This window comes from Bacillus cereus group sp. BfR-BA-01330, assembly GCF_022663885.1.
Taxonomy (GTDB): Bacteria; Bacillota; Bacilli; order Bacillales; family Bacillaceae_G; genus Bacillus_A; species Bacillus_A cereus.
Genome location: NZ_JAKUGK010000001.1, coordinates 450,443 through 470,202, shown reverse-complemented (window position 1 = coordinate 470,202; position 19,760 = coordinate 450,443). Strand labels below are relative to the sequence as shown.

The following is a 19,760-nucleotide window of genomic DNA, read 5'->3' as shown; positions in this document are numbered from 1 at the left end:
TTACAAGTCGATAACATGACGTATGTCGTCTTACATGTATGTAATATACAATTAGCGAAGACAAAACAAAATTTTCATATTATTTCGATTTATTTTTCCAGTATAATATATTCACAACCCTTTCTATTGTAAAAGTAGATTACGTTTTTCGCAATGAAAAATATAAAAAATGTTGTATTTTTATTTATCCCGATATTTTTGGCCAATAAGACCTCCGCCTTAAAATTCAGTAAGTGCAAAGCACTTAGGTAAGAAATTAACTACTGTAAAATTCCGAATCGATATGAACATATTAAAGCTTCACTTTATTTACAAGGAACAATCCCATACTAACTTTTTTAATATTTGCTGCAACAAAACTTTTTACAACTATCTTCACTTTTTAATTCACACCATTATTTTCTACATAAAAAATAGGGCACACATCCTTAAAATGATGCATGCCCTATCTTTATTTATACATATTTTGTATTTTTTCTTTATTTTTAAGTATTTCCTCAAACTTATCACTACAACCCTTCGGAAATAACACTCCCAGTCCATATGAATGTGCAAATTGAAAATGAGGGTACTTCGCTTTTACCTCATCCCAAAACTTATACACGCCGAAATCACCACTTCTAACTTCAATATCATGAAATAATACAATACCGTTTTTCGCGACTTTCGGTAGCCATGTATTATAATCGTGAGAAACAGCTTCATACGTATGATAGCCATCAATATGCAAAAGATTTATCGTTTCATCTTGAAACCGGTCTACAGCATCATCAAAAGTAGATCGAATTAAATTTCCTATATTAAGGTAGTTATCGCTCACTACTTTTTCTACTATTTGAAAAACCCCTTCTCCATATGGACCTGTATGCCCATCTCCAGCCCAAGTATCTACTGCAAAGCATTTAGTCGATAACCCTCCATCTTTTACTCCTTGACAAAAACTGAAGAAAGAAGCACCTAGATGTGTACCTAACTCAACTAAAGTTTCTGGTTTTTCAAATCGTACTAAGTCATATGCAAAATCTAAATGTCCACTCCACGCAGATTGTGACCGAATAATAGGACTAAATGTTTCAAATTCAAATGATGGTTTATGAGTAACCCAGTTCATCGCATAACTCCTTCTGCACATATTTTTAACAAACCAAATTACTCTTATCTTTATTTTTTTATCGCCTTGATTATGATTCTATTTCATGAAAATATGAAGAATTTATTCTTTTCTATTGAGGTAAAGATTCATATACATATGGGTCAGTTGGCTTATTAATTTTCTCGATTTTGTTTACTTTTACAAGTGGAAAGACTGTTCCTTTATATGTCGTTTCATCTAATAATCCTGTTATTTTCACCCATGTTTCTTCTGGAATTTTTTCAATATTTTTCCCAGTAACAATCATCCCCCAGACTGATGCATCCGCAATACAACAAGTTATACCATATCGAGCCACTACTGCTTTATTACCCGTCACATCTTTATCCTTATATATAAACCCTAAAAATGTAATTTCTTTTCCTTTAAACCAATTAACATTTTGACCAATTACATTCATTGTTTGAACATAGTCCTTATCCTTTACTTGTAGTTTACGCTGTCCTAACATACTTTTTACTACTTGCTCTTCCGTTTTATAAGTCGTTGCTAAATTTGATGTTTCTTCTGGATCCACGGATACTTCTCGCCCATCAAACTTAACCTGTTCCCCCTCTTTTTCATTCCTTTCCAGACTTCTCGACTGTACACTTTGATTCATACCCCTTTTTCCTGCTAAACTTCCATCAATTGTTACACTTCCAAAGAGAAAAGCACTAACTATCGGAACGACAAATAAAACATATACAAAGAAACTTTTTATCCCTGATTTTGATGTTGTATGATGTTTACAACAATTACAATCATGCTGTTTTTCTCTTCCATCCCTCCAAACTTGTACAATACCAAAAATTAAAATTACTACAAAAGCTATATACGTAAATTTGATCATTTTTGGAGCTATAAAATTATAAATATTCCCTGTTACAAGTAGTTTAAATAAGAGCATTGCTAAACCAATTAAAATAATGCCACGAATATAGCAATGATATGCCTTCTGCTCCTCTTTCTCCATTCTTTCTCACCTCCTATAACATTATGATTTGCAGGATGGTATACACAGATGCAATGACAATTCCGATCAAAAAGAATACAAATCTCTTTTGAAAATATGCAAATAGCATTAACGTATTTTTCATATCAAGCATAGGCCCAAATACAAGAAATGCGAGAAGTGCCTTTACCGAGAAAACATGTCCAAAAGATGCCGCTATAAAAGCATCGGCTGCAGAGCAAATTGATAAAACATAACCAAATCCCATCATAATAAAGGGGGCAATTACTTCGTTATGTGCTACTGCATCCAGTACATTCCGATCAAAAAACGTTTGAAATACACTTGCTAAAAAAGCACCAATCAATAAATACTTACCAGTATCAAAAAACTCATCTACAATATGATTCATAACATCTTTCCAACTCTTTTTATTGCTTGTTTGAACTGAAACCTCTATATCTTTTAAAACATTTCTTTCGCGATAGCAATAATACACAATTAGACCTATGAATAGAGCAACTAAAATTGTTATCCCAAAGCGTGCATATACAACGTAATCATTTTTTGGAAACGCATATACAGTAGATAAAAGAACAACTGGATTCATAATGGGTGCACTCAGTAAAATAACAATGCCTACATGAAGTGGTAACCCCTTTTGAATGAGCCTTCTTACAATTGGTATAATGACACATTCACACATTGGAAAAAGAACTCCCACAAATACTGCCGGAATCATTGCAACAATCGGAGATTTCGGCATTACTTTTTGAATCATATCTTCTGTCACAAACACTTGAATACATGAAGAAACAATTACCCCTAATAAAATAAAGGGTATTGCTTCAAAAATGATACTTAAAAATACTGTATTCACATTCAACCATTCCTGTGGCATATTTTTGTGCAAATTTGCTAGACTTGTAAAATCTACAAAAAATAATAAAAAGAGAAACATAGCGATAAGAGCTATGCCTACTAATTCTTTTGAAACTCTATTAAAGACCAAGCTTCTCGCCTCCATTTTATTTATATGTAAACATGTGCTTGTCCAAATGCTCCATACTACAGCACAAATTTTATAGTCTATTTCTATTCTTAAATCGTAATCATTATGATTTATTCTTGCTTTTTCTTTTCCCATCGTTTAACATAAAACGTAATCATTACGATTTAAAGGAGAGATCATTTCATGAAAAAAGTACCTATCACTGTATTAAGTGGTTTTTTAGGATCTGGAAAAACTACCTTACTACATCACATTTTGACTAATAAGAATAACTTAAAAGTAGCTGTCATCGTTAATGACATGAGCGAAGTAAACATTGATGCATCTCTTATAAAAAAGGGTGGTTTTTCACGTACGGAGGAAAAACTAGTAGAAATTCAAAATGGCTGTATTTGTTGTACACTACGAGAAGATTTAATGATAGAAGTGAATCGTCTTGTTGAAAATGGTGATATTGACTATATTATTATTGAATCTTCTGGTATAAGTGAGCCTATTCCAGTTGCTCAAACATTTACTTATACAGACGAAGTTCTTAACATTGATTTAACAAAAAATTGTCGCCTCGATACGATGGTTACAGTTGTAGATGCAAATAGGTTTTGGGATGATTTTGCAGACGGAGAAAGTTTATTAGACCGAAAACAAGCAATCGATGAGAATGATACCCGGGAAGTTATTGATTTATTAATAGATCAAATTGAGTTTGCAAACGTAATTATTCTTAATAAAATAGATTTGCTAGAAAAAGAAGATGTGATAGAGCTTCATCATTTACTAAAAAAATTAAATCCTAATGCAAAAATTCTTGAAGCTTCGTTTAGCAAAGTACCATTACAAGAAATTTTAAACACAAATCTATTTAATTATGAAGAAGCTAGTCAATCGGCCGGCTGGATACAAGAATTAAATAGTGAACATCATACACCGGAAACGGAAGAATACAGTATCAATTCCTTTGTTTACCGCCGCAAATATCCTTTCCATCCCGAGCGCCTTATGAATTGGCTAGAAAAATGGCCTTTAGATGTTGTAAGAGCGAAAGGATTCTTCTGGCTGGCATCTCGTAATAATATGATAGGGCTTCTATCTCAAGCAGGTTCCTCTATTACAATTCAAGGAGCCGGTGAATGGATAGCCGCATTACCTGAAACTGAAAGAAATCAAATGATTGCAGAAGAACCAGAAGTATTAAAAAACTGGGACGAGCGATATGGAGATCGAATAACTGAGCTCGTATTTATCGGTATTGATATGAATCGTTCTGTGATTGAACAATCATTAGATGATTGTCTATTAACAGAAAAGGAAATGGGACAAAAGTGGAATACATTTATTGATCCTATTCCGGCTTTTACTTATACTTCATAATAATTAATAAAAGGCTTCAGTAGAATGAAGCCTTTTTACTTTATAGCACTCTTATTTAATAGGTTTGCTTTAATTATAAATACAATTGTACCTAAAACAATTAATATAGCATATACGATACCAACTACATCCCCTATTTTTTCCAAGCCAAGCGGTAATATTATAGTAGCAACTCCAACTATATAAGAAAATGCTCCTGAAAGCTTCGCTAATTTATTTTTATCTCCAACAAACGTTTCTTCTTGATATCCTGCTAACAAAAACAACCTCTTTTTCACATGTATTTGATACCCTAAAAAAATGATAAGTAACCCAACAAATAAACAAACTAAAAATCCAGCTAACATATACTCCCCCTCCTCTACAATATTTTACTATACATAAAAAAAATAAAATTAGAAATTTCAGTTTATTAACGAGTTATTCTGTGATATATTGCATATTGTATTTAATTTATATTTTTAGAAAGGAGAATTTTAAATCATATGGATTCAAATCGATTAAAAGGAATTATAATGGTCATAATCGGTGCTTGTTTATGGGGCTTGTCTGGTACAGCTGCACAACAGCTTTTTCAATATGACAATGTTTCAACCGAATGGTTAGTTACGATCCGCTTACTTATATCTGGAATTATTTTGCTCATTATTTCCTCATTCGGAACGAGAAAAAAAGAGATATTTGGCATTTGGAAACAAAAATCTGATGCTATTAAAATGATTTTGTTTGGTCTATTCGGTATGCTTGCTGTACAGTATACGTATTTCGCTTCAATTAAAGAGGGAAATGCTGCCGTGGCAACATTATTACAATATTTAGCTCCTATATTCATCACTGTATACTTACTTTTCAAATGGAACGTTCGTCCATCAAAAATTGATTTCATTTCAATTACCCTTTCATTAGTAGGCACTTTTCTCTTACTAACAAACGGGTCTGTTCATAACTTGGCTGTTTCTACACCAGCTATTATTTGGGGTATTTTATCTGGATTATCTCTCGCTTTTTATAGTTTATATTCAAAGGAATTGTTAGAAAAATGGTCTTCCTCCGTTATCGTTGGATGGGGCATGATTATTGGGGGTATTGGTGTAACGATTGTACACTTTATTTCTACAAACGAATTCATTTTATTATCAACTATGAAATATGTAAAACTAAGTACCCTACCGCTCATCATATTTGTCGTCATTTTCGGGACACTTATTGCCTTTTATTTATACTTAGACAGCATACGATACCTGACTCCGAAAGAAACAACATTATTTGGTTGCACAGAACCACTCGCAGCTATTATTTCTTCTGTACTTATATTGCACGTGCCATTTCAATCTTTTCAGTTATTAGGCGCTTTTTGTGTCATTGTAATGGTGCTCATCTTAAGCCAAAAACCGGATGAAGGGAAACAAAAATTAAAGCTTGTTCATGCAAAAAAGGAAAATATACAATGAAAGGATTGAATTCACTATGCCTGTCCCTCAAAATTATAAAAAACCAGGAAGAATTTCAGCAAAATCACTCGTTTTAAATCAACTACAAAATTGGATTATTGAAGGTGTACTGAAGCCCAATGAAAAAATTAATGATGGGGAATTGGCTGAGGCACTAGGAGTAAGCAGAACACCTGTAAGGGAAGCACTTCAAATATTAGAGCTTTCTGGATTAGTGGAAATGGTACCAGGGCAAAAAACGAAAATTGCTCCTATTAAGTTAGACGACGTATCTATCATTTATGAAACGATGGCTGGTCTTCACTCTATTATAGGAAAGCAAGCTCTTCAAAACATTACAGACGCTGATATTCAAATACTTTCTGAAATAAATGATCATTTTCAGCACTCTATAGAGAAAAAAAACGCAAAACAAGCTTTAAAATTAGATATACAATTCCACAATACAATTTCTTCTATTGCTAAAAACCAATATATTGAACCCTTTCTAGAAAATATGCAACTTCACGTTTTACGTCTTGAATATTTGTTTTTCCAAAACTTTGTTCCAGCAAGTCAATCTATTGAAGAACATCACTCTATCATTCAAGCATTACAGAAGCAGGACGAAAAACAAATGGAACAAATAATGACCCAAAACTGGCTCCGTCCCATGAAAGAAATACAAAAAATAATTTCTACGAAATAAAAAGAGAGCTGGTTACACAAAATCGTAACCAGCTCTCCTTTTACTAATCTATATAGCTACGCCTGAATATTTGCATAATCTTCCATATCTTCGTACTCTTTTTCCAATTCCTCTAAAGACAGCTCGTATAATTGTCGGTCGCGAATCTTAAACACACCTGCTCCAATTAACTCATCAATTAAATGCCTCTTACGATTTTCAACAGCAAAACGGAGTTGACTACTCATCTTTTAAAAAACTCCTTTCTACGATCATTGAAAATGATAATCTTTATCAATTACCACTTTTGATTATAAAAGATGACTCTTTATAAGTAAAGTAATTTCATGAAATATTTACCTTGCAAAGTATTTGTGGCCACATTATATATATGTATGCCGTGCGAAAAATGTTATGACACTTTTTCTTATCCTTTTTCTTTCATACTTTGCAAGTTGTCTCATCGTGATGAAATTCACCATCTATTTCTACTTGAATGGTGACATGTTCTACATGAAACTTCTCCTTTAATACATACGTAGCCTCTTTTAATACACTTTGCGTTTCATTCCCTTTAATAATCAAGTGGCAAGTTAATACTTGAAAATCCGATGTGACAGACCATATGTGCAAATCATGAACTTCTTTGACAATCGGAATATTTAATAATGTACTTTTTACCTCTTCAACATTTATGTGCTGTGGTGCACCTTCCATTAATATATGAACCGTATCACGTGTTACACGCCATCCACTAATAATGACTAAAATAGACACAAGAATACTAGCAATCGCATCTGCAGCAGTCCATCCGAAAAATTTAATAAGTAACGCAGCAATAATCGCTCCGACGGAACCCAATAAATCGCCTAGTACGTGCAGGAAAGCACTTCTTAAATTCAAATTACCTTTCACATCTCCGCCTCTCATTAATATCCAAGCTGATAAAATATTAATAAGCAGACCAAGGACTGCAATAATGAGCATCCCATTACTAGCAATCTCAACTGGTTCTTTAAAACGACGGATTGCTTCAATAAAAATGTATACCGAAATGACAATAAGAACGACACCGTTACATAATGCTGCTAACATTTCGACTCGCTTATATCCATATGTTTTCACAGTTGTTGCTGTTTTTTCTCCGAGCTTAAACGCAAGTAAACTTAAAGCTAAAGATACTGCATCACTTAGCATATGCCCCGCGTCAGATAGTAGTGCTAAGCTATTTGTTACAAATCCACCAACAACTTCTGCAATCATAAAACTTGTTGTTAGTAGGAAGGCAATTAGTAATGCCTTTTTATTTTTTGAATGACCATGATCATGCGAATGTCCCATACTTATACTCCTTTAAGTACAATATCTGTATGTTAGTATGAAACAAACTCCCCATCTTTATCCCGAATCAACTGATTGTAAACGCCCGCTTCCTCTGTATACACACTTCGCTACTTTTTAGACAATCCCTTTTTCTCAAATAAAAACAAGACTACTTCTTTTTTATTTTCATATTGTTTACTAATGAAAGACTTTTTAAGGAGGTTACTAAAATGAAACGTTTATTTCTCTGTATGGAACGTGAACTTGTTGTAGTGAAAGAACAATATGATAACTATGAAACGACTTACCACTTACAAAATATGCAACCTACCTGTATCGCTGTTGATCCGTTCCGCCCAAACCGTGTATATTGCGGAACATTCGGACGAGGTCTATGGTTAAGCGACGATAGCGGGGATTCATGGAGACCAATTGGAGATTCTTATCGTTACTTTGATTTCCCTAAAGAAGATGGTATTTTACACTCCTCTATCACTTCCATAACAATAAGCTCAAATGAACAAGTGAACGGATATGGGGTCGTTTATGTCGGCACAGAACCGAGCGCTTTATTTCGCTCTGAAAATGGTGGTGAAACGTGGACTGAACTTAAAAATATGAAATCATTATTATCTTCTTATACGTGGGCTTTCCCGCCTAGACCTTTTACCCATCACGTACGCTGGATTACAGTTGATCCAAACAACCCTAATACAATACACGTTTCAATCGAAGCTGGTGCTGTTATTCAAAGTAATGATAAAGGGCATACATGGATTGATAAAAAATTCGGTGCTCCTATCGATGCTCATCAATTACTTATGCACCCTGAAGCACCAAATCGTCTTTATGCATCATGTGGTGACGGATTTATGGGCGGACCTGATCGTGCTTATCTTGAAAGTTATAACAATGGAAACAGCTGGATCTCATGTAGTGAAGGACTTGAACATCATTATTTATACAGCATGGCAATTGATCCAGCTGATTGCAATACGATTCTCGTTTCAGCTGCACCGAGTGCTGATCTGGCTCATCACCGTATCCCTTATGAATCTTATATTTATCGAAAAACGAAAGATACTCCGTTCCAGCAAGTACAACAAGGACTACCATCTGCAATCGGTACAGTCATTTCGATGTTTGCTACAAACGAAGCCGAACCACATACGTTCTACACGTTAAATAACAATGGCGTCTTTCAATCCAATGATAGCGGCGAATCATGGGAACAACTAAACATTCCGTGGAAAGATGAATATAAAACGCAGCATCCGCATGCACTACTCGTTACTAGTTCTTAACGAAAAAGAGACTGCCTAAATGGTTTTAGGCAGTCTCTCTTTTATTTCTTTAAATCAATGACGATATCATCTAACACAATATCTTTACTCTTCGCTTCTTTTTTCGGCACTTCTATTTTCTTCTCTTTCCCATTCACATACTCTACTCCACCATGATTTTCAGGTGTATGTACTCGCAAGTGCACACGAGGTGTAACGATAAGCTTTGTTGCATTTTCGTTTAGTTTTTGGAAGGTGGCACTCCAATGGATATTGTAAGGATCGTTGCCACTTCCCCCATTTCCTTCACCCGAATAAATATTCCCTAAATCATCCTTAACCGTCAATTCAACATCTACACTATCCCATTCTTTCTTTGCGCCCTTAGAAACCTCTTGATTGTAATAAAGAATAAATGAAACTGGCGATATTGCGACCTTTTCCATATTTGCTTTTATACCTTCTTTTTCCGAACTCCCACCAATTGTTCTCTCTTTACTATCCACTGATTTTACAGTTAAGGCGAAATTCCAATTACCTTGTATTGATTTTTTCCTATCTGGCATCTCTATTCTCTCTATATTCCATCTAAAGTTTACTTTGTCCTTTTTATTGCTATCATGATGCGTCGTTGTTACCATACCTACATACTTTTTTTCATTAACTTTAGTCATTTTACCACTGCCTGAACTACCATGAGCGTCCATTATATCCAATCCCCCTAATATGATAGGATCCTCCCCTAAGTCCTGCTCACTTTCCAGTGAATACGTTATAGATAATGTTCTGCCATCAGAAATTACATCATTAATTGTAACCTTAACTCCACTACTCTCTCTCGTCATATTCAACTCAGTCGAAAATTCTTTATAATTTTCATATAACCCTGTTCTACCATTATCTAAAAATCGGAATATGTCCCCTACAATTGGCAATCCCCCCGCATATGTAGGAAATCCGATACCGAGTGTTGCAACTGATAATCCTACTAAAATAGATGCAGCAGCCACAACTTTTTTCCAACTTTTCATCTTTTTCTTCGTACGTATCGATTGTTTTACATTTCGTTTTACTTTTTCCTTTTCAATTTCAGAAGCCTCAATTTCTTCTAGTTCTTTTTCGTCTATATCAATATCATTTAATAGTTCATAAATGTCTTTCATATTGCACTACCTCCAAAACTAATATTCGTAGCATTTTGTTGTAGTTTCTTTTTCCCACGGTACACTCGATTATCAATTGCTGCCCGAGTTAATCCTAACTTGTCACCTATTTCCTCTGTCTTCATACCAAGTAAATATTTCATAATGAACACCTTTTGATCTAGCGGTTCTAATTGATTAATGAGCTTCAATAATTCTTCCCTATCTTCCATAACGATTAATTCGTCTTCTGCTGATTTTTCTGTACTGATATGAAACTCATCTGAAATGATTTCTACCGTTTTAGTCGATTTCCGGTAATAATCAATTGCTTTAAACTTTGCAATAGCTGCAATCCACTTTTTAAAATCACTCGGCTCTCCATGAAATTTATTTGCGTTATTCCAAATGGAAAGAAATATATCGTTTATACATTCCTCTATGAGTCCATCATTTTGAATGGGAAGTAGAACTTTATGCGTGATCCCCTTTATGAGTGGTAAGTATGTATCGACAACAAATTCTAACGCGTCTTCTTTTTGCCGCTGTAATCTTTTTATAAAATTTTTCTCATTTGATTTCATGTAGCGATTCCCCTTATTGTTTTGTAAAAGCTTTTACACCCTATATAACGTCTGAGAAAATTTTTTCTCTCATCTTTTTATTTTTTGTATGTAATGGAATACTTTCCCTTAGCCATTGTCTCACATAACTATGCGTTCAAAGAAAATTTTCTCAAGTCTGTAATTTAATTCATGTAGTACACTATTTATATAGTCACTTTTTAACTTAGTGTACATTTTATTTCGTTAATCTACTATTTTAATTTAGGAGATGAGATGTGTATGTGTGGAATTACAGGTTGGGTAGATTGGAAGGAAGACCTTTCAAATCAACATGTTATTTTAAAAAAGATGGCAAATAGTATTGAGCATCGTGGTCCAGATGCTGAAGGATTTTGGTTTTCACCTCATGCGGCCTTTGCACACCGGCGTTTAATTGTAATTGATCCAGAAGGCGGGACACAGCCGAAGACATTCCGTGCTGATGATTATACGTATGCTCTTACCTATAATGGAGAAATTTATAATTTCCGTGAACTTAAAGAGCAGCTTCAAAAATGTGGGCATGCATTTGAAACCCATTCAGATACAGAAGTATTACTACATGCTTATTTAGAATGGAAAGAAGACTGCGTGCGATATTTAAACGGAATTTTCGCTTTTGCCTTATGGGATGATCAGAAGCAACAATTGTTTTTAGCACGAGATCATTTAGGTGTAAAACCACTCTTTTACACAGAAAGAAATGACAGTATTATTTTCGGCTCTGAAATTAAAGCATTATTAGCGCATCCATCTGTCCCTGCTGAACTTGATGCGGGTGGAATAAATGAAATATTTGGATTAGGCTTATTTCGCACTCCAGGATGTGGCGTCTTTAAACATATTCAAGAAGTACGTGCTGGACATTCTATAACATTTACACGTCATAAAAAAGTAGTTACGAAGTATTGGAATTTAGAAAGTAAGTTCCATACAGACTCTATAGAAGATACATCTTCGCATATTTTATCTATTTTACAAGATACAGTAAAAAGACAATTAATTGCCGATGTTCCTCTCGTTTGTATGTTATCAGGCGGATTAGACTCTAGCGGTATTACTGCACTTGCGGGTAAAGAATTTGCTGCGGAAAATAAAACACTTCATACGTATTCCGTTGACTTTGTAAATAGTGCAAAAGATTTCGAGCTGACATTTGCTCGCACTGGTTTAGACGCTCCTTGGGTAAAACGCGTTTCTGAACATGTAGGGACAGCGCATCATGATATTATTGTGAATGCTGAAGAATTAGCAAATCACTTATTCGTTCCCCTTCATGCGAAAGATTTACCGAGTGCTGGTGAAATGGAAACTTCACTATATTTACTATTTTGCGAAATGAAAAAAGATGCGACCGTAGCTTTATCCGGTGAATCGGCTGATGAAGTATTCGGTGGATACCCTTGGTTTCATCAAGAAGAATTACTATATGTAGATAAGTTTCCTTGGCTAACAAATTGGAAAAATACATCTCCTCTTCTACTAAATGAAGTAAGTAACCAATGTAATCTAGAAAACTATATTGATACACGATTCCAAGAAGCGATACTTGAAGTACCTACTCTTGAAGGGGAAAGTAAAAAATCCGCGAAACAACGCCAAATGTTTTATTTATTTTTAACACGATTCCTTCCTTTCTTACTTGACCGTAAAGATCGTATGAGTATGGCTGTTGGATTTGAAGTTCGTGTACCGTTTTGCGATTATAGATTAGTTGAATATTTATGGAATGTTCCTTTCAACATAAAAAGTATTGATAATATTGAAAAAGGCATTTTACGTAGAGCACTACAACCAGCTTTACCTGACGATGTACGTAATAGAAGAAAAAGCGCTTATCCAACTTCACAAGATCCACACTACTTACAAACAATCCGTAATTTAACACTTGATATGTGTAGCAATAAAAACAATCCTATTTTCTCACTTATTAACCATTCCATCTTACTTTCAATTGCTGATCAAAGTAATAAAGAGATTAACAATTTTGAAGCAAGAAGTGCCATGGAGTATATGCTACAAGTAAATGAATGGTTAAAAACATATCACATCCATATTGCTTAACAAAAAGGAGTTCAAGGATAAAAACCTTGAACTCCTTTTATATTAATTAGCACATTGTTTATTATCAGTATCAATAGACCATCCAATAATCGTGGCACAGTCTCTACCTTTCCACTGCAGTACATTTGTTAATACGGGCTCAATCTGCAAGCTATTTCCGTCGTGTAATATTTCTACTAAAGATTGATCATCATCAAACCTTCGTTTGTCACACTCTAAAATACCGTCCGTTGCCATTACAATGTGATTCATTCCTTTTTCTAATCCTCTTACACCTGACGTAAAGCAAGGTGTATTTGCTGCAAAAATATTTTTCCTGCCAATATATTCGTAATTCTTCCGTTTATTTAATCGTCCTTTTCCATTTTTCGTTTTCTCAGAATGGAATAAATACGCGAAACAATCACCAACTGATAACCAATATAAAAATTCGCCTTTTCGTAAACAAATTAAGCAAGCGAGTTCCTCATCATCTTGATCACACTTTTTAATAAATAACTCATCTGTAAATAACGCTAATAAGTACATATGTGTATGATGGAAAGCTAAATGTATTGGATATGAGAATAACTCTTTTAGTTTTTCTTTTCTTTCCGAAATCGCTTCTATTATATAATCTATATTTTTTGTTTTGTGATGTGTATCAAAAATCATAACAAATTCAAATTGTAATTCAGGATCCCACCAAGCCAGCACCGCATCTCCTCGTTCATATGCATCACTCTCTTGATTTCCCCCATATACGCCGACTGAAAGAGGACCACATTTTTCAACATGTATTTCATCTACATACATCTGTTCATGACTAATCCATTTGAATGTATTCACAGCTATCATCCTCTCTCTTGCTAAATGTATACCTTTACACATAGATTACCTTATATTTCAATAAAAATAAACTTTTTCAACATTTTTTATCCAAATAAAAGGGTTTTATTTCTGAAATCACGAATATATCTTACTATACGATATAAAAAGGAGATTTATTATTATGTACAACATTAATCAACATTGGGAGAGCATTTATTATCACTTACGATACGAATACGAGGACAACCTTTCCCACCAAGCAATTCGTATTTTACAAATCGTTTCTCGTGAGAAAGATATAACAATTGGAAAAGTCGCTACTGAGCTTAGTCTTTCTCATAACACAGCATCTGAACATATAAAACGCCTTATTCAAAAGGGTTTCATCGTTAAAGAGAGAAATAAAAAAGATGAAAGAGTGGTAAACCTTACATTAACAATTGAAGGAATTGAAGTATTAGAAAAACATACTTTACTAGATAAAGAAAAGATAAAAATATTAGAATCACAGTTATCAACAGAAGAACAACAATTAATTGAAAAAGCATTTTCCTTATTAGCGAAGGAGGCAAAATATGCATTTCCTCGTTAAAATAATCGTTTCGGCACTTATTATCGGCGTTATCACTGAAGTCGCTAAACATTACAGTACGATAGGTGGCTTTATTGCTGCCCTTCCTCTCGTAAGTTTACTTAGTTTATTTTGGATTTCATTCGAAGGCGGAAATAAACAAGAATTGAGTCAATTTGCTTTAGGGGTATTATATGGATTCCCCGCATCAGCACTACTATTATTTATTGTCTATATTGGTTTAAAAAATTCATTTACACTTAGTACATCTGTCCTACTTGGTATAGGTGTTTGGTGTATCGTTTTTGCTTGTCAAAAATTATTTCAAGCTTAGGAGGAATTAACATTCATAAATTTGTAGAAATAATGGGGCAAAATATAGAAGTACATATAAAAGGAGATGGTAAACAAACTGTAGTCATTCAAACCGGAATGACTTGCTCATTTTATGATTGGTTTCCTATTATAGAAAAGCTTTCAGAGCACTTTACAGTTGTTTCATACCATCGCCCAGGTTACGGAAAAAGTGATTTAGGCAATCAGCCGCGTACAATAAGGCAAGTTACAAAAGAGCTACATATGTTACTAAACAAACTAGCTATTCAAGAACCATTTATTCTAATCGGTCATTCCTATGGAGGATTATGTGCACAACATTTTGCGATGTTACATGAAGATAAGCTGCAAGCACTTATTTTAGTTGATTCTACTTCGATGAACTTACACCGTTTAGATGAACTTCATTTACCAATTTCTGATCAAACTGATTCTGATGATGTTTGGTTTCAAAAATATAATATGTATTCAAAAATGGATGTAGACACACTTTATAACGAACTAAAACCTATTCTCACCGATCAATCAAAACAGCAAATTGAATTCTCTACCTCGCCTTCATTATATAAAGCGACAGCTTCTGAACTATCGGAGTGGAAAAACTGTGCTCTCTCACTAAAAGAGCTATGTAAAACATTAGAAATACCATTAATCGTTATCGGTAGAGATCCTCAATATTCTATTACTCAATTGACTAATGGTGGCATGCCAAAAGAGGAAGCAACACAACTTGAAGCAATGTGGCAAGAACTAATTCACGAACAATTACACCTCTCAACTAACAGCCAATATATTCTTGCCGAACATGCTAGTCACGGTATAGAAAATGATCGACCAGATATTATTATTGAGGCGATTCATTTCTTACAAATAAAAAAAGGAAGCAACTAAAGCTGCTTCCTTACTTATCTATTCATAATCTTCTTCATCATCGATTTCTTCGTAATATGAACTTCCATTACTTACATATATAGGGCCATTCGCAACATCAATACGTAGTACCCACGCCCACGGCACAGCTAAACGTTTATGTATCGCTCGCCAAAAGCTCATTGATTTTCTTTCGTACTCCTGGAACTCCTGAAGTAACTCTTTGTAGGAGGAACCGTCTAACTGAATATTTGCTTCTAACAAACGAGAATGGGCATAGTACTGTAACTCTAGTTCAGCAGCAATTTCCATTTCTTCTTCCGTTGCCATACCAATGATTGTTCCATCTTCTGGTGCAATTTCATATACGTTTTGAACTTCAATAAGCCCTTCTTTCTCTTTCTCAAACATGTAAACAGCCTCCTTTAACATATAATTTTTATGTTACAAAGTCATACTTCTACAATAACTTCTCTCTTTCCTCTTTTTTTGATAAACTTTTACAAAATATTTAACCGATGACCTGTTTTCTCTATTCTTTCAGCAGAAATGAAACGATTTTTATCAAAATTTAATTTATACACATCAGGCATATGAAGTGTTTTCCAAAACTCCAAATCATATTTCGAATTAAAATAATTCATGAGTAATACCATAATATTTCCATGCGTACCTATTACAATATTCTTACCTTCATATTTTTTTAATATATTTTGTATACATATTACAGCGCGCCTTTGTGCGATATCATTCGATTCTCCACCTTCGTATGCAAAACTCCAATCTTCCCACACATTCTGCATAGCATCATTAAAATTTGATACCGGCTCTGTGCTCAATAATCTTTCACGCAAATCTTCTTCTGTTTGTATTGATAATTTATATGTATTCGCAATTCCTTGTACAGTTTGGATTGCTCTTTTGTACGGACTAGAAATAACAACATCAATATGTTTATCTTTTAATAAATGCGTTACATTTTCTGCATCACAGTGCCCTTTTTCAGATAAAGGTCGTTCCCGTTCTTCTTTTGTATATGTAGAATGGGCATGGCGAACGAAATATATTGTTGTCATTTTTTAACCTCCAATCTTATTTTCCATCTATATTCAATAATAAGATTGGAAAATCCTGTATTACAAAAGAGCACTTTTCATAAGTGCCCCTTTGTTTACATAATAAAATTATTTCATTATAATTTATTTCTGAATTCCTCACTTATGACAATATCTCGAATAAAGTAATCCATATTACTTAGAAGTTTTTCAAATGCTTTTTCACTCAAATTGTTCATCATAAAGACAATCTCAATCTTATTCCCTTTTTTATCAGTACCATAGAAACTATTTGTTAATACAAATGCCGTAGAACCACCTTTCTGTCCAGCAAATTCGAATATACCCTCTCCTACGGTTCCTTTAAATATATTCTCAACCTCACCTTGCATTTGTGGTGTAAAATAATTTCTGCTATTTATCTTTTCCAGTAAACTCATGTAATCCTTCGCATTTGCACCTATAAACCGATCTGACCAAATACGCTGAAAGTCCATATCGGCTTTTAACGATATCTCGCGTTTTGTCCATTCTTTCTCGTCTTTCATCCATTCATGTATTTGCCATACATGCTTAACATATTCATCATTAGACATATTACGTAGCTTGTCCAATGCTTTATTTTGAGGAATATGCAGTTCTTTTTCAACATAGCCCCTCATATATAATGCCCCTGTATACGTTGGATAAAATTCATCGTGACTATTTAAGCCTAACTCTTTCAAACTTTCATTTATCCGCGCTGCTCCAAGCTTGTCCAATAAATATGATGCATTCGCATTCGAACTATAATGGATCATTCCTTTCACTACTTCTTCTAAAGAAGTTTGACCACCCTTCACTAACTCTTTACCTTTTACATCATCTAGCCATGCAGGGTGTGCACCACCATCAGTATTTTTCACATAGTATTTTTCTAATTCTTTCAATGAAATTTTCTCGTCTTTTCTTATTTTCCCTTCAGCTACTTGCTTAGCATATTCAATTGCTATAACGATTTTCGACATACTTGCTAGCGGTAATTTTTCTTTTTCATTTATTGATGTCAATGTTTCACCATTTCTTTTAACAATTAAAGAAGTTGTTTTATCATCCTTATGTTCTTTTATGTAATTTAGCACATAATTAGAGTCTTCTTTGGAATTGACATATTCCTTCACTGAAAAGAAAGCTATACAGCCTACTATAGTAATTCCAGCTATAATTCCAACAACTTTTAATCCCCTCATGATACTCCCCCTAAAATAAACATATTATATATTATACTAAATAAATTTCCCTTTTTAAGTAATAATTAGATTATTTATACAAAAATACTTCTTTTCTTAAACAACAAAAAAAACATGCCTTCATTAGGAAAGCACGTTTTGTGATATTCTTCACATTGTTTAGTTAAAAAATAAATGTTTACTTACCATGATGTAACATTAAATCACTAAGTTCTTCTTCAATGTGATTTAATTTCGCAACGCCTTCTTTCCATTTATGAATATAACGTGAAACCCCAACGAAAAACAAAACAATAATTGTGGAAAGAATAATACCATATACGATTGCTACAGTACTCATAGTTACACTTCCTTATAATTAGTAATGTGGTTATTAGTTATATTTTTATTATAAACCTTTTTCTTTTAAAATACTTCGATTTCAACTTTTTGTAACAAAATTGATTTTTCTAACATTTCGTTCGTGAAAATGGCATATTTTTCACAAATTATACAAAACTTCACCATATGTACTATTACCATATGAGTTATATTATTAAATAGAATAAAGGGGATGATATACTATGACGACTTGGTTTATTGTAATGTTAGTTGTATTTGGAGCATTTAAAATTATCGTTTCTAGCCTTCCTAACTCTGTTATTGAATCCATTATTAGTCGCTTTGAAACACATCCACAACTCGAAGAAGAGAATGTGACTGTTACAATGAACGGAAATAACTTAGTAGGCAAACAGAAATCAAAAATTATTCATGATTTTAACGAAGGTTTATTTTTAGATCGCTATTATGCACCACCCCATAATGAAGGCACTCCTTTAATTATCCATGCAAAACGTGGTAAAAAAGATTTTACATTTTATATTTATAGTCATGAAGAGCATGTTGATGTTGTAAAACAATATAAAAAGAAGGTAGTTGCTTATAGTTTACGCTCTAAAAACCTTCAAAATAGTGATATGTTCGTGTCAGCTGATTTAGCTTAATACTCATATATAAAAAGGAATCCATGGCATATGGATTCCTTTTTACTATTTACTGAAAAATAAGCTCTGTCTTCAAACTATCTTTCGGTAACAACCAGCCTTTTTTCTCTAAACCCGCCATTAATAATTCCCTTTGTTTTGTCGCAATACTTTCTTCATTTGTTTTAAATGACACTTCTATTACGAAGTCATCTTCTAATTTCCCTGTATTACTTAATGGCCAAATTTCAATATTTGCTTTTATGTTTTCAAACTCTCCTGTATATCGTTTCATTAATACAGGACCGTAAATACGGGAATTCTTTAACATCTCTTCTCCCCAATTTGTATACAACCATTTGTTCATTTTCCCTGGTAATTTTTCTATTAACATGTTTTGAGCAGCTTGTTTATTTGGTAAATCAAGTATTCCATATCCTTTAGCACTGTAACTTTTCTTATTTGAAATGCTTAATGTTTTCTTCTCAAATCCCCAATCTATTTCCGCCTCATAACTATCCGTATTACTATCGAATCCTTCTTTTTTAGCTACTTCTAGTGCATCTTGAATTACACCATTTGGAATAGGATATCTTTTTTTATATGTTAGTTCAAAATCTTTACTAAATTCTTTCTTTCGAATTCTAGCAAACCAACCTTCCTCGCTTAAACTTTTATTCGCAGTATCTAAAAATTGCACTTGTATTCTTTCATATTTTGTACCAGCCTGGAAATGTTCTAACACCTCTTGCTTCATCTCTTTGTTATCACCTAATACTTGTTCTGGCTTCAATAATAACTTCACTTCAAAACTAGGTTTCATTGGACTAGCTGCAAACCCTTCCTTAACGTTATAAAGGAAACAACAAAAGAAAATGCTTACGAATACAAATACTTTTTTCATATACCTATCCCCTTT

At 33.6% G+C, this 19,760-nt stretch carries 24 protein-coding genes; 9 read left to right on the top strand and 15 right to left on the bottom strand.

Features of this window, described 5'->3' with window-relative positions; genetic code table 11:
* Positions 1-451: 451 nt before the first annotated feature.
* The 3 genes from MR112_RS02545 to MR112_RS02535 form a co-directional block, all read right to left on the bottom strand.
* A complete protein-coding gene (locus MR112_RS02545) occupies positions 452-1,111 on the bottom strand; it encodes a class I SAM-dependent methyltransferase (protein ID WP_088349704.1) in 660 nt (219 codons plus the stop codon).
* Between the two features lie 112 nt (positions 1,112-1,223).
* Positions 1,224-2,108: a TIGR03943 family putative permease subunit gene (locus MR112_RS02540; RefSeq protein WP_134207726.1), complete on the bottom strand. Its 885-nt coding sequence runs from the start codon at positions 2,106-2,108 to the stop codon at positions 1,224-1,226.
* Positions 2,109-2,121: 13 nt separating this feature from the next.
* Positions 2,122-3,114 (bottom strand): permease, encoded by a 993-nt coding sequence (locus MR112_RS02535; protein WP_170871713.1) that lies wholly within the window; start codon positions 3,112-3,114, stop codon positions 2,122-2,124.
* A 168-nt stretch (positions 3,115-3,282) separates the two neighbouring features.
* On the opposite strand from MR112_RS02535, the gene MR112_RS02530 reads away from it, so the two are divergent.
* A complete protein-coding gene (locus MR112_RS02530) occupies positions 3,283-4,470 on the top strand; it encodes a GTP-binding protein (RefSeq protein WP_000757668.1) in 1,188 nt (395 codons plus the stop codon).
* 35 nt (positions 4,471-4,505) lie between these two features.
* Here the strand turns inward: MR112_RS02530 and MR112_RS02525 are convergent, their stop codons facing one another.
* Entirely contained in the window at positions 4,506-4,817 is a 312-nt protein-coding gene (locus MR112_RS02525; RefSeq protein ID WP_000879373.1) for a DUF3784 domain-containing protein, read from the bottom strand.
* 138 nt (positions 4,818-4,955) lie between these two features.
* Here MR112_RS02525 and MR112_RS02520 point away from each other — a divergent pair, with 138 nt between their 5' ends.
* Together MR112_RS02520 and MR112_RS02515 are read left to right on the top strand one after the other, a co-directional pair.
* Positions 4,956-5,921 carry a DMT family transporter gene (locus MR112_RS02520; RefSeq protein WP_000378077.1) on the top strand — a complete coding sequence of 322 codons (966 nt, stop codon included), beginning with the start codon at positions 4,956-4,958 and terminating at the stop codon, positions 5,919-5,921.
* A gap of 16 nt (positions 5,922-5,937) precedes the next feature.
* The gene (locus tag MR112_RS02515) at positions 5,938-6,609 is read left to right on the top strand and encodes a GntR family transcriptional regulator (protein WP_002040907.1); all 672 of its coding nucleotides are present in this window, start codon (positions 5,938-5,940) and stop codon (positions 6,607-6,609) included.
* 56 nt (positions 6,610-6,665) lie between these two features.
* Here the strand turns inward: MR112_RS02515 and fbpA are convergent, their stop codons facing one another.
* Both fbpA and MR112_RS02505 read right to left on the bottom strand, forming a co-directional pair.
* Entirely contained in the window at positions 6,666-6,836 is a 171-nt protein-coding gene (gene fbpA / locus MR112_RS02510; protein WP_000098302.1) for a Fur-regulated basic protein FbpA, read from the bottom strand.
* Positions 6,837-7,029: 193 nt separating this feature from the next.
* Positions 7,030-7,929 carry a cation diffusion facilitator family transporter gene (locus MR112_RS02505; RefSeq protein WP_000510038.1) on the bottom strand — a complete coding sequence of 300 codons (900 nt, stop codon included), beginning with the start codon at positions 7,927-7,929 and terminating at the stop codon, positions 7,030-7,032.
* Positions 7,930-8,141: 212 nt separating this feature from the next.
* Between MR112_RS02505 and MR112_RS02500 the strand changes: the two genes are divergently transcribed.
* Positions 8,142-9,215, top strand: coding sequence for a WD40/YVTN/BNR-like repeat-containing protein (locus tag MR112_RS02500; protein WP_000825323.1), 1,074 nt, complete (start codon positions 8,142-8,144; stop codon positions 9,213-9,215).
* Positions 9,216-9,256: 41 nt separating this feature from the next.
* Here MR112_RS02500 and MR112_RS02495 read toward each other — a convergent pair whose 3' ends face one another.
* Positions 9,257-10,357, bottom strand: a complete 1,101-nt coding sequence (locus MR112_RS02495; protein WP_242244749.1) for a DUF4179 domain-containing protein — start codon at positions 10,355-10,357, stop codon at positions 9,257-9,259.
* Positions 10,354-10,920, bottom strand: coding sequence for a sigma-70 family RNA polymerase sigma factor (locus tag MR112_RS02490; RefSeq protein WP_000840007.1), 567 nt, complete (start codon positions 10,918-10,920; stop codon positions 10,354-10,356). The genes MR112_RS02495 and MR112_RS02490 overlap by 4 nt, the downstream gene beginning before the upstream one ends.
* A 261-nt stretch (positions 10,921-11,181) precedes the next feature.
* Between MR112_RS02490 and asnB the strand changes: the two genes are divergently transcribed.
* Positions 11,182-13,005: an asparagine synthase (glutamine-hydrolyzing) gene (asnB, locus tag MR112_RS02485; protein WP_242244748.1), complete on the top strand. Its 1,824-nt coding sequence runs from the start codon at positions 11,182-11,184 to the stop codon at positions 13,003-13,005.
* Positions 13,006-13,047: 42 nt separating this feature from the next.
* Here the strand turns inward: asnB and MR112_RS02480 are convergent, their stop codons facing one another.
* Positions 13,048-13,875 carry a PP2C family serine/threonine-protein phosphatase gene (locus MR112_RS02480; RefSeq protein ID WP_002040904.1) on the bottom strand — a complete coding sequence of 276 codons (828 nt, stop codon included), beginning with the start codon at positions 13,873-13,875 and terminating at the stop codon, positions 13,048-13,050.
* 121 nt (positions 13,876-13,996) lie between these two features.
* On the opposite strand from MR112_RS02480, the gene MR112_RS02475 reads away from it, so the two are divergent.
* Genes MR112_RS02475 through MR112_RS02465 form a run of 3 tightly spaced genes read left to right on the top strand, consistent with a single transcriptional unit; the run spans position 13,997 to position 15,613 of the window.
* Positions 13,997-14,407 (top strand): MarR family winged helix-turn-helix transcriptional regulator, encoded by a 411-nt coding sequence (locus tag MR112_RS02475; RefSeq protein ID WP_000282376.1) that lies wholly within the window; start codon positions 13,997-13,999, stop codon positions 14,405-14,407.
* Complete coding sequence (locus MR112_RS02470) at positions 14,391-14,720, top strand: DUF3147 family protein (RefSeq protein WP_000545608.1); 330 nt, start codon at positions 14,391-14,393, stop codon at positions 14,718-14,720. The genes MR112_RS02475 and MR112_RS02470 overlap by 17 nt, the downstream gene beginning before the upstream one ends.
* Complete coding sequence (locus MR112_RS02465; protein ID WP_002179077.1) at positions 14,681-15,613, top strand: alpha/beta fold hydrolase; 933 nt, start codon at positions 14,681-14,683, stop codon at positions 15,611-15,613. Before MR112_RS02470 ends, MR112_RS02465 begins: the two co-directional genes overlap by 40 nt.
* An 18-nt stretch (positions 15,614-15,631) precedes the next feature.
* Here the strand turns inward: MR112_RS02465 and MR112_RS02460 are convergent, their stop codons facing one another.
* From MR112_RS02460 to MR112_RS02440, 5 genes are all read right to left on the bottom strand, one after another.
* On the bottom strand, positions 15,632-16,003 hold the full coding sequence (locus tag MR112_RS02460) for a hypothetical protein (protein WP_000461779.1): 372 nt from the start codon (positions 16,001-16,003) through the stop codon (positions 15,632-15,634).
* A gap of 89 nt (positions 16,004-16,092) precedes the next feature.
* The gene (locus tag MR112_RS02455) at positions 16,093-16,668 is read right to left on the bottom strand and encodes a histidine phosphatase family protein (RefSeq protein WP_044306862.1); all 576 of its coding nucleotides are present in this window, start codon (positions 16,666-16,668) and stop codon (positions 16,093-16,095) included.
* 116 nt (positions 16,669-16,784) lie between these two features.
* Positions 16,785-17,876 (bottom strand): serine hydrolase, encoded by a 1,092-nt coding sequence (locus MR112_RS02450; RefSeq protein WP_001214673.1) that lies wholly within the window; start codon positions 17,874-17,876, stop codon positions 16,785-16,787.
* A gap of 178 nt (positions 17,877-18,054) precedes the next feature.
* Positions 18,055-18,216 (bottom strand): hypothetical protein, encoded by a 162-nt coding sequence (locus MR112_RS02445; protein WP_000108701.1) that lies wholly within the window; start codon positions 18,214-18,216, stop codon positions 18,055-18,057.
* Between the two features lie 65 nt (positions 18,217-18,281).
* Complete coding sequence (locus MR112_RS02440) at positions 18,282-18,398, bottom strand: hypothetical protein (RefSeq protein WP_001987133.1); 117 nt, start codon at positions 18,396-18,398, stop codon at positions 18,282-18,284.
* A gap of 41 nt (positions 18,399-18,439) precedes the next feature.
* Between MR112_RS02440 and MR112_RS02435 the strand changes: the two genes are divergently transcribed.
* Positions 18,440-18,862, top strand: coding sequence for a YfmQ family protein (locus MR112_RS02435; protein ID WP_065212097.1), 423 nt, complete (start codon positions 18,440-18,442; stop codon positions 18,860-18,862).
* 49 nt (positions 18,863-18,911) lie between these two features.
* Here MR112_RS02435 and MR112_RS02430 read toward each other — a convergent pair whose 3' ends face one another.
* Positions 18,912-19,745 (bottom strand): hypothetical protein, encoded by an 834-nt coding sequence (locus MR112_RS02430; protein ID WP_016124357.1) that lies wholly within the window; start codon positions 19,743-19,745, stop codon positions 18,912-18,914.
* Between the last annotated feature and the right edge of the window lie 15 nt (positions 19,746-19,760).

Bases quoted from the DNA above. Each gene is read 5' to 3' on its own strand.
- MR112_RS02545 (WP_088349704.1), bottom strand. From the start codon at position 1,111: ATGAACTGGGTTACTCATAAACCATCATTTGAATTTGAAACATTTAGT.
- MR112_RS02540 (WP_134207726.1), bottom strand. From the start codon at position 2,108: ATGGAGAAAGAGGAGCAGAAGGCATATCATTGCTATATTCGTGGCATT.
- MR112_RS02535 (WP_170871713.1), bottom strand. From the start codon at position 3,114: ATGGAGGCGAGAAGCTTGGTCTTTAATAGAGTTTCAAAAGAATTAGTA.
- MR112_RS02530 (WP_000757668.1), top strand. From the start codon at position 3,283: ATGAAAAAAGTACCTATCACTGTATTAAGTGGTTTTTTAGGATCTGGA.
- MR112_RS02525 (WP_000879373.1), bottom strand. From the start codon at position 4,817: ATGTTAGCTGGATTTTTAGTTTGTTTATTTGTTGGGTTACTTATCATT.
- MR112_RS02520 (WP_000378077.1), top strand. From the start codon at position 4,956: ATGGATTCAAATCGATTAAAAGGAATTATAATGGTCATAATCGGTGCT.
- MR112_RS02515 (WP_002040907.1), top strand. From the start codon at position 5,938: ATGCCTGTCCCTCAAAATTATAAAAAACCAGGAAGAATTTCAGCAAAA.
- fbpA (WP_000098302.1), bottom strand. From the start codon at position 6,836: ATGAGTAGTCAACTCCGTTTTGCTGTTGAAAATCGTAAGAGGCATTTA.
- MR112_RS02505 (WP_000510038.1), bottom strand. From the start codon at position 7,929: ATGGGACATTCGCATGATCATGGTCATTCAAAAAATAAAAAGGCATTA.
- MR112_RS02500 (WP_000825323.1), top strand. From the start codon at position 8,142: ATGAAACGTTTATTTCTCTGTATGGAACGTGAACTTGTTGTAGTGAAA.
- MR112_RS02495 (WP_242244749.1), bottom strand. From the start codon at position 10,357: ATGAAAGACATTTATGAACTATTAAATGATATTGATATAGACGAAAAA.
- MR112_RS02490 (WP_000840007.1), bottom strand. From the start codon at position 10,920: ATGAAATCAAATGAGAAAAATTTTATAAAAAGATTACAGCGGCAAAAA.
- asnB (WP_242244748.1), top strand. From the start codon at position 11,182: ATGTGTGGAATTACAGGTTGGGTAGATTGGAAGGAAGACCTTTCAAAT.
- MR112_RS02480 (WP_002040904.1), bottom strand. From the start codon at position 13,875: ATGTGTAAAGGTATACATTTAGCAAGAGAGAGGATGATAGCTGTGAAT.
- MR112_RS02475 (WP_000282376.1), top strand. From the start codon at position 13,997: ATGTACAACATTAATCAACATTGGGAGAGCATTTATTATCACTTACGA.
- MR112_RS02470 (WP_000545608.1), top strand. From the start codon at position 14,391: ATGCATTTCCTCGTTAAAATAATCGTTTCGGCACTTATTATCGGCGTT.
- MR112_RS02460 (WP_000461779.1), bottom strand. From the start codon at position 16,003: ATGTTTGAGAAAGAGAAAGAAGGGCTTATTGAAGTTCAAAACGTATAT.
- MR112_RS02455 (WP_044306862.1), bottom strand. From the start codon at position 16,668: ATGACAACAATATATTTCGTTCGCCATGCCCATTCTACATATACAAAA.
- MR112_RS02450 (WP_001214673.1), bottom strand. From the start codon at position 17,876: ATGAGGGGATTAAAAGTTGTTGGAATTATAGCTGGAATTACTATAGTA.
- MR112_RS02445 (WP_000108701.1), bottom strand. From the start codon at position 18,216: ATGAGTACTGTAGCAATCGTATATGGTATTATTCTTTCCACAATTATT.
- MR112_RS02440 (WP_001987133.1), bottom strand. From the start codon at position 18,398: ATGGTAATAGTACATATGGTGAAGTTTTGTATAATTTGTGAAAAATAT.
- MR112_RS02435 (WP_065212097.1), top strand. From the start codon at position 18,440: ATGACGACTTGGTTTATTGTAATGTTAGTTGTATTTGGAGCATTTAAA.
- MR112_RS02430 (WP_016124357.1), bottom strand. From the start codon at position 19,745: ATGAAAAAAGTATTTGTATTCGTAAGCATTTTCTTTTGTTGTTTCCTT.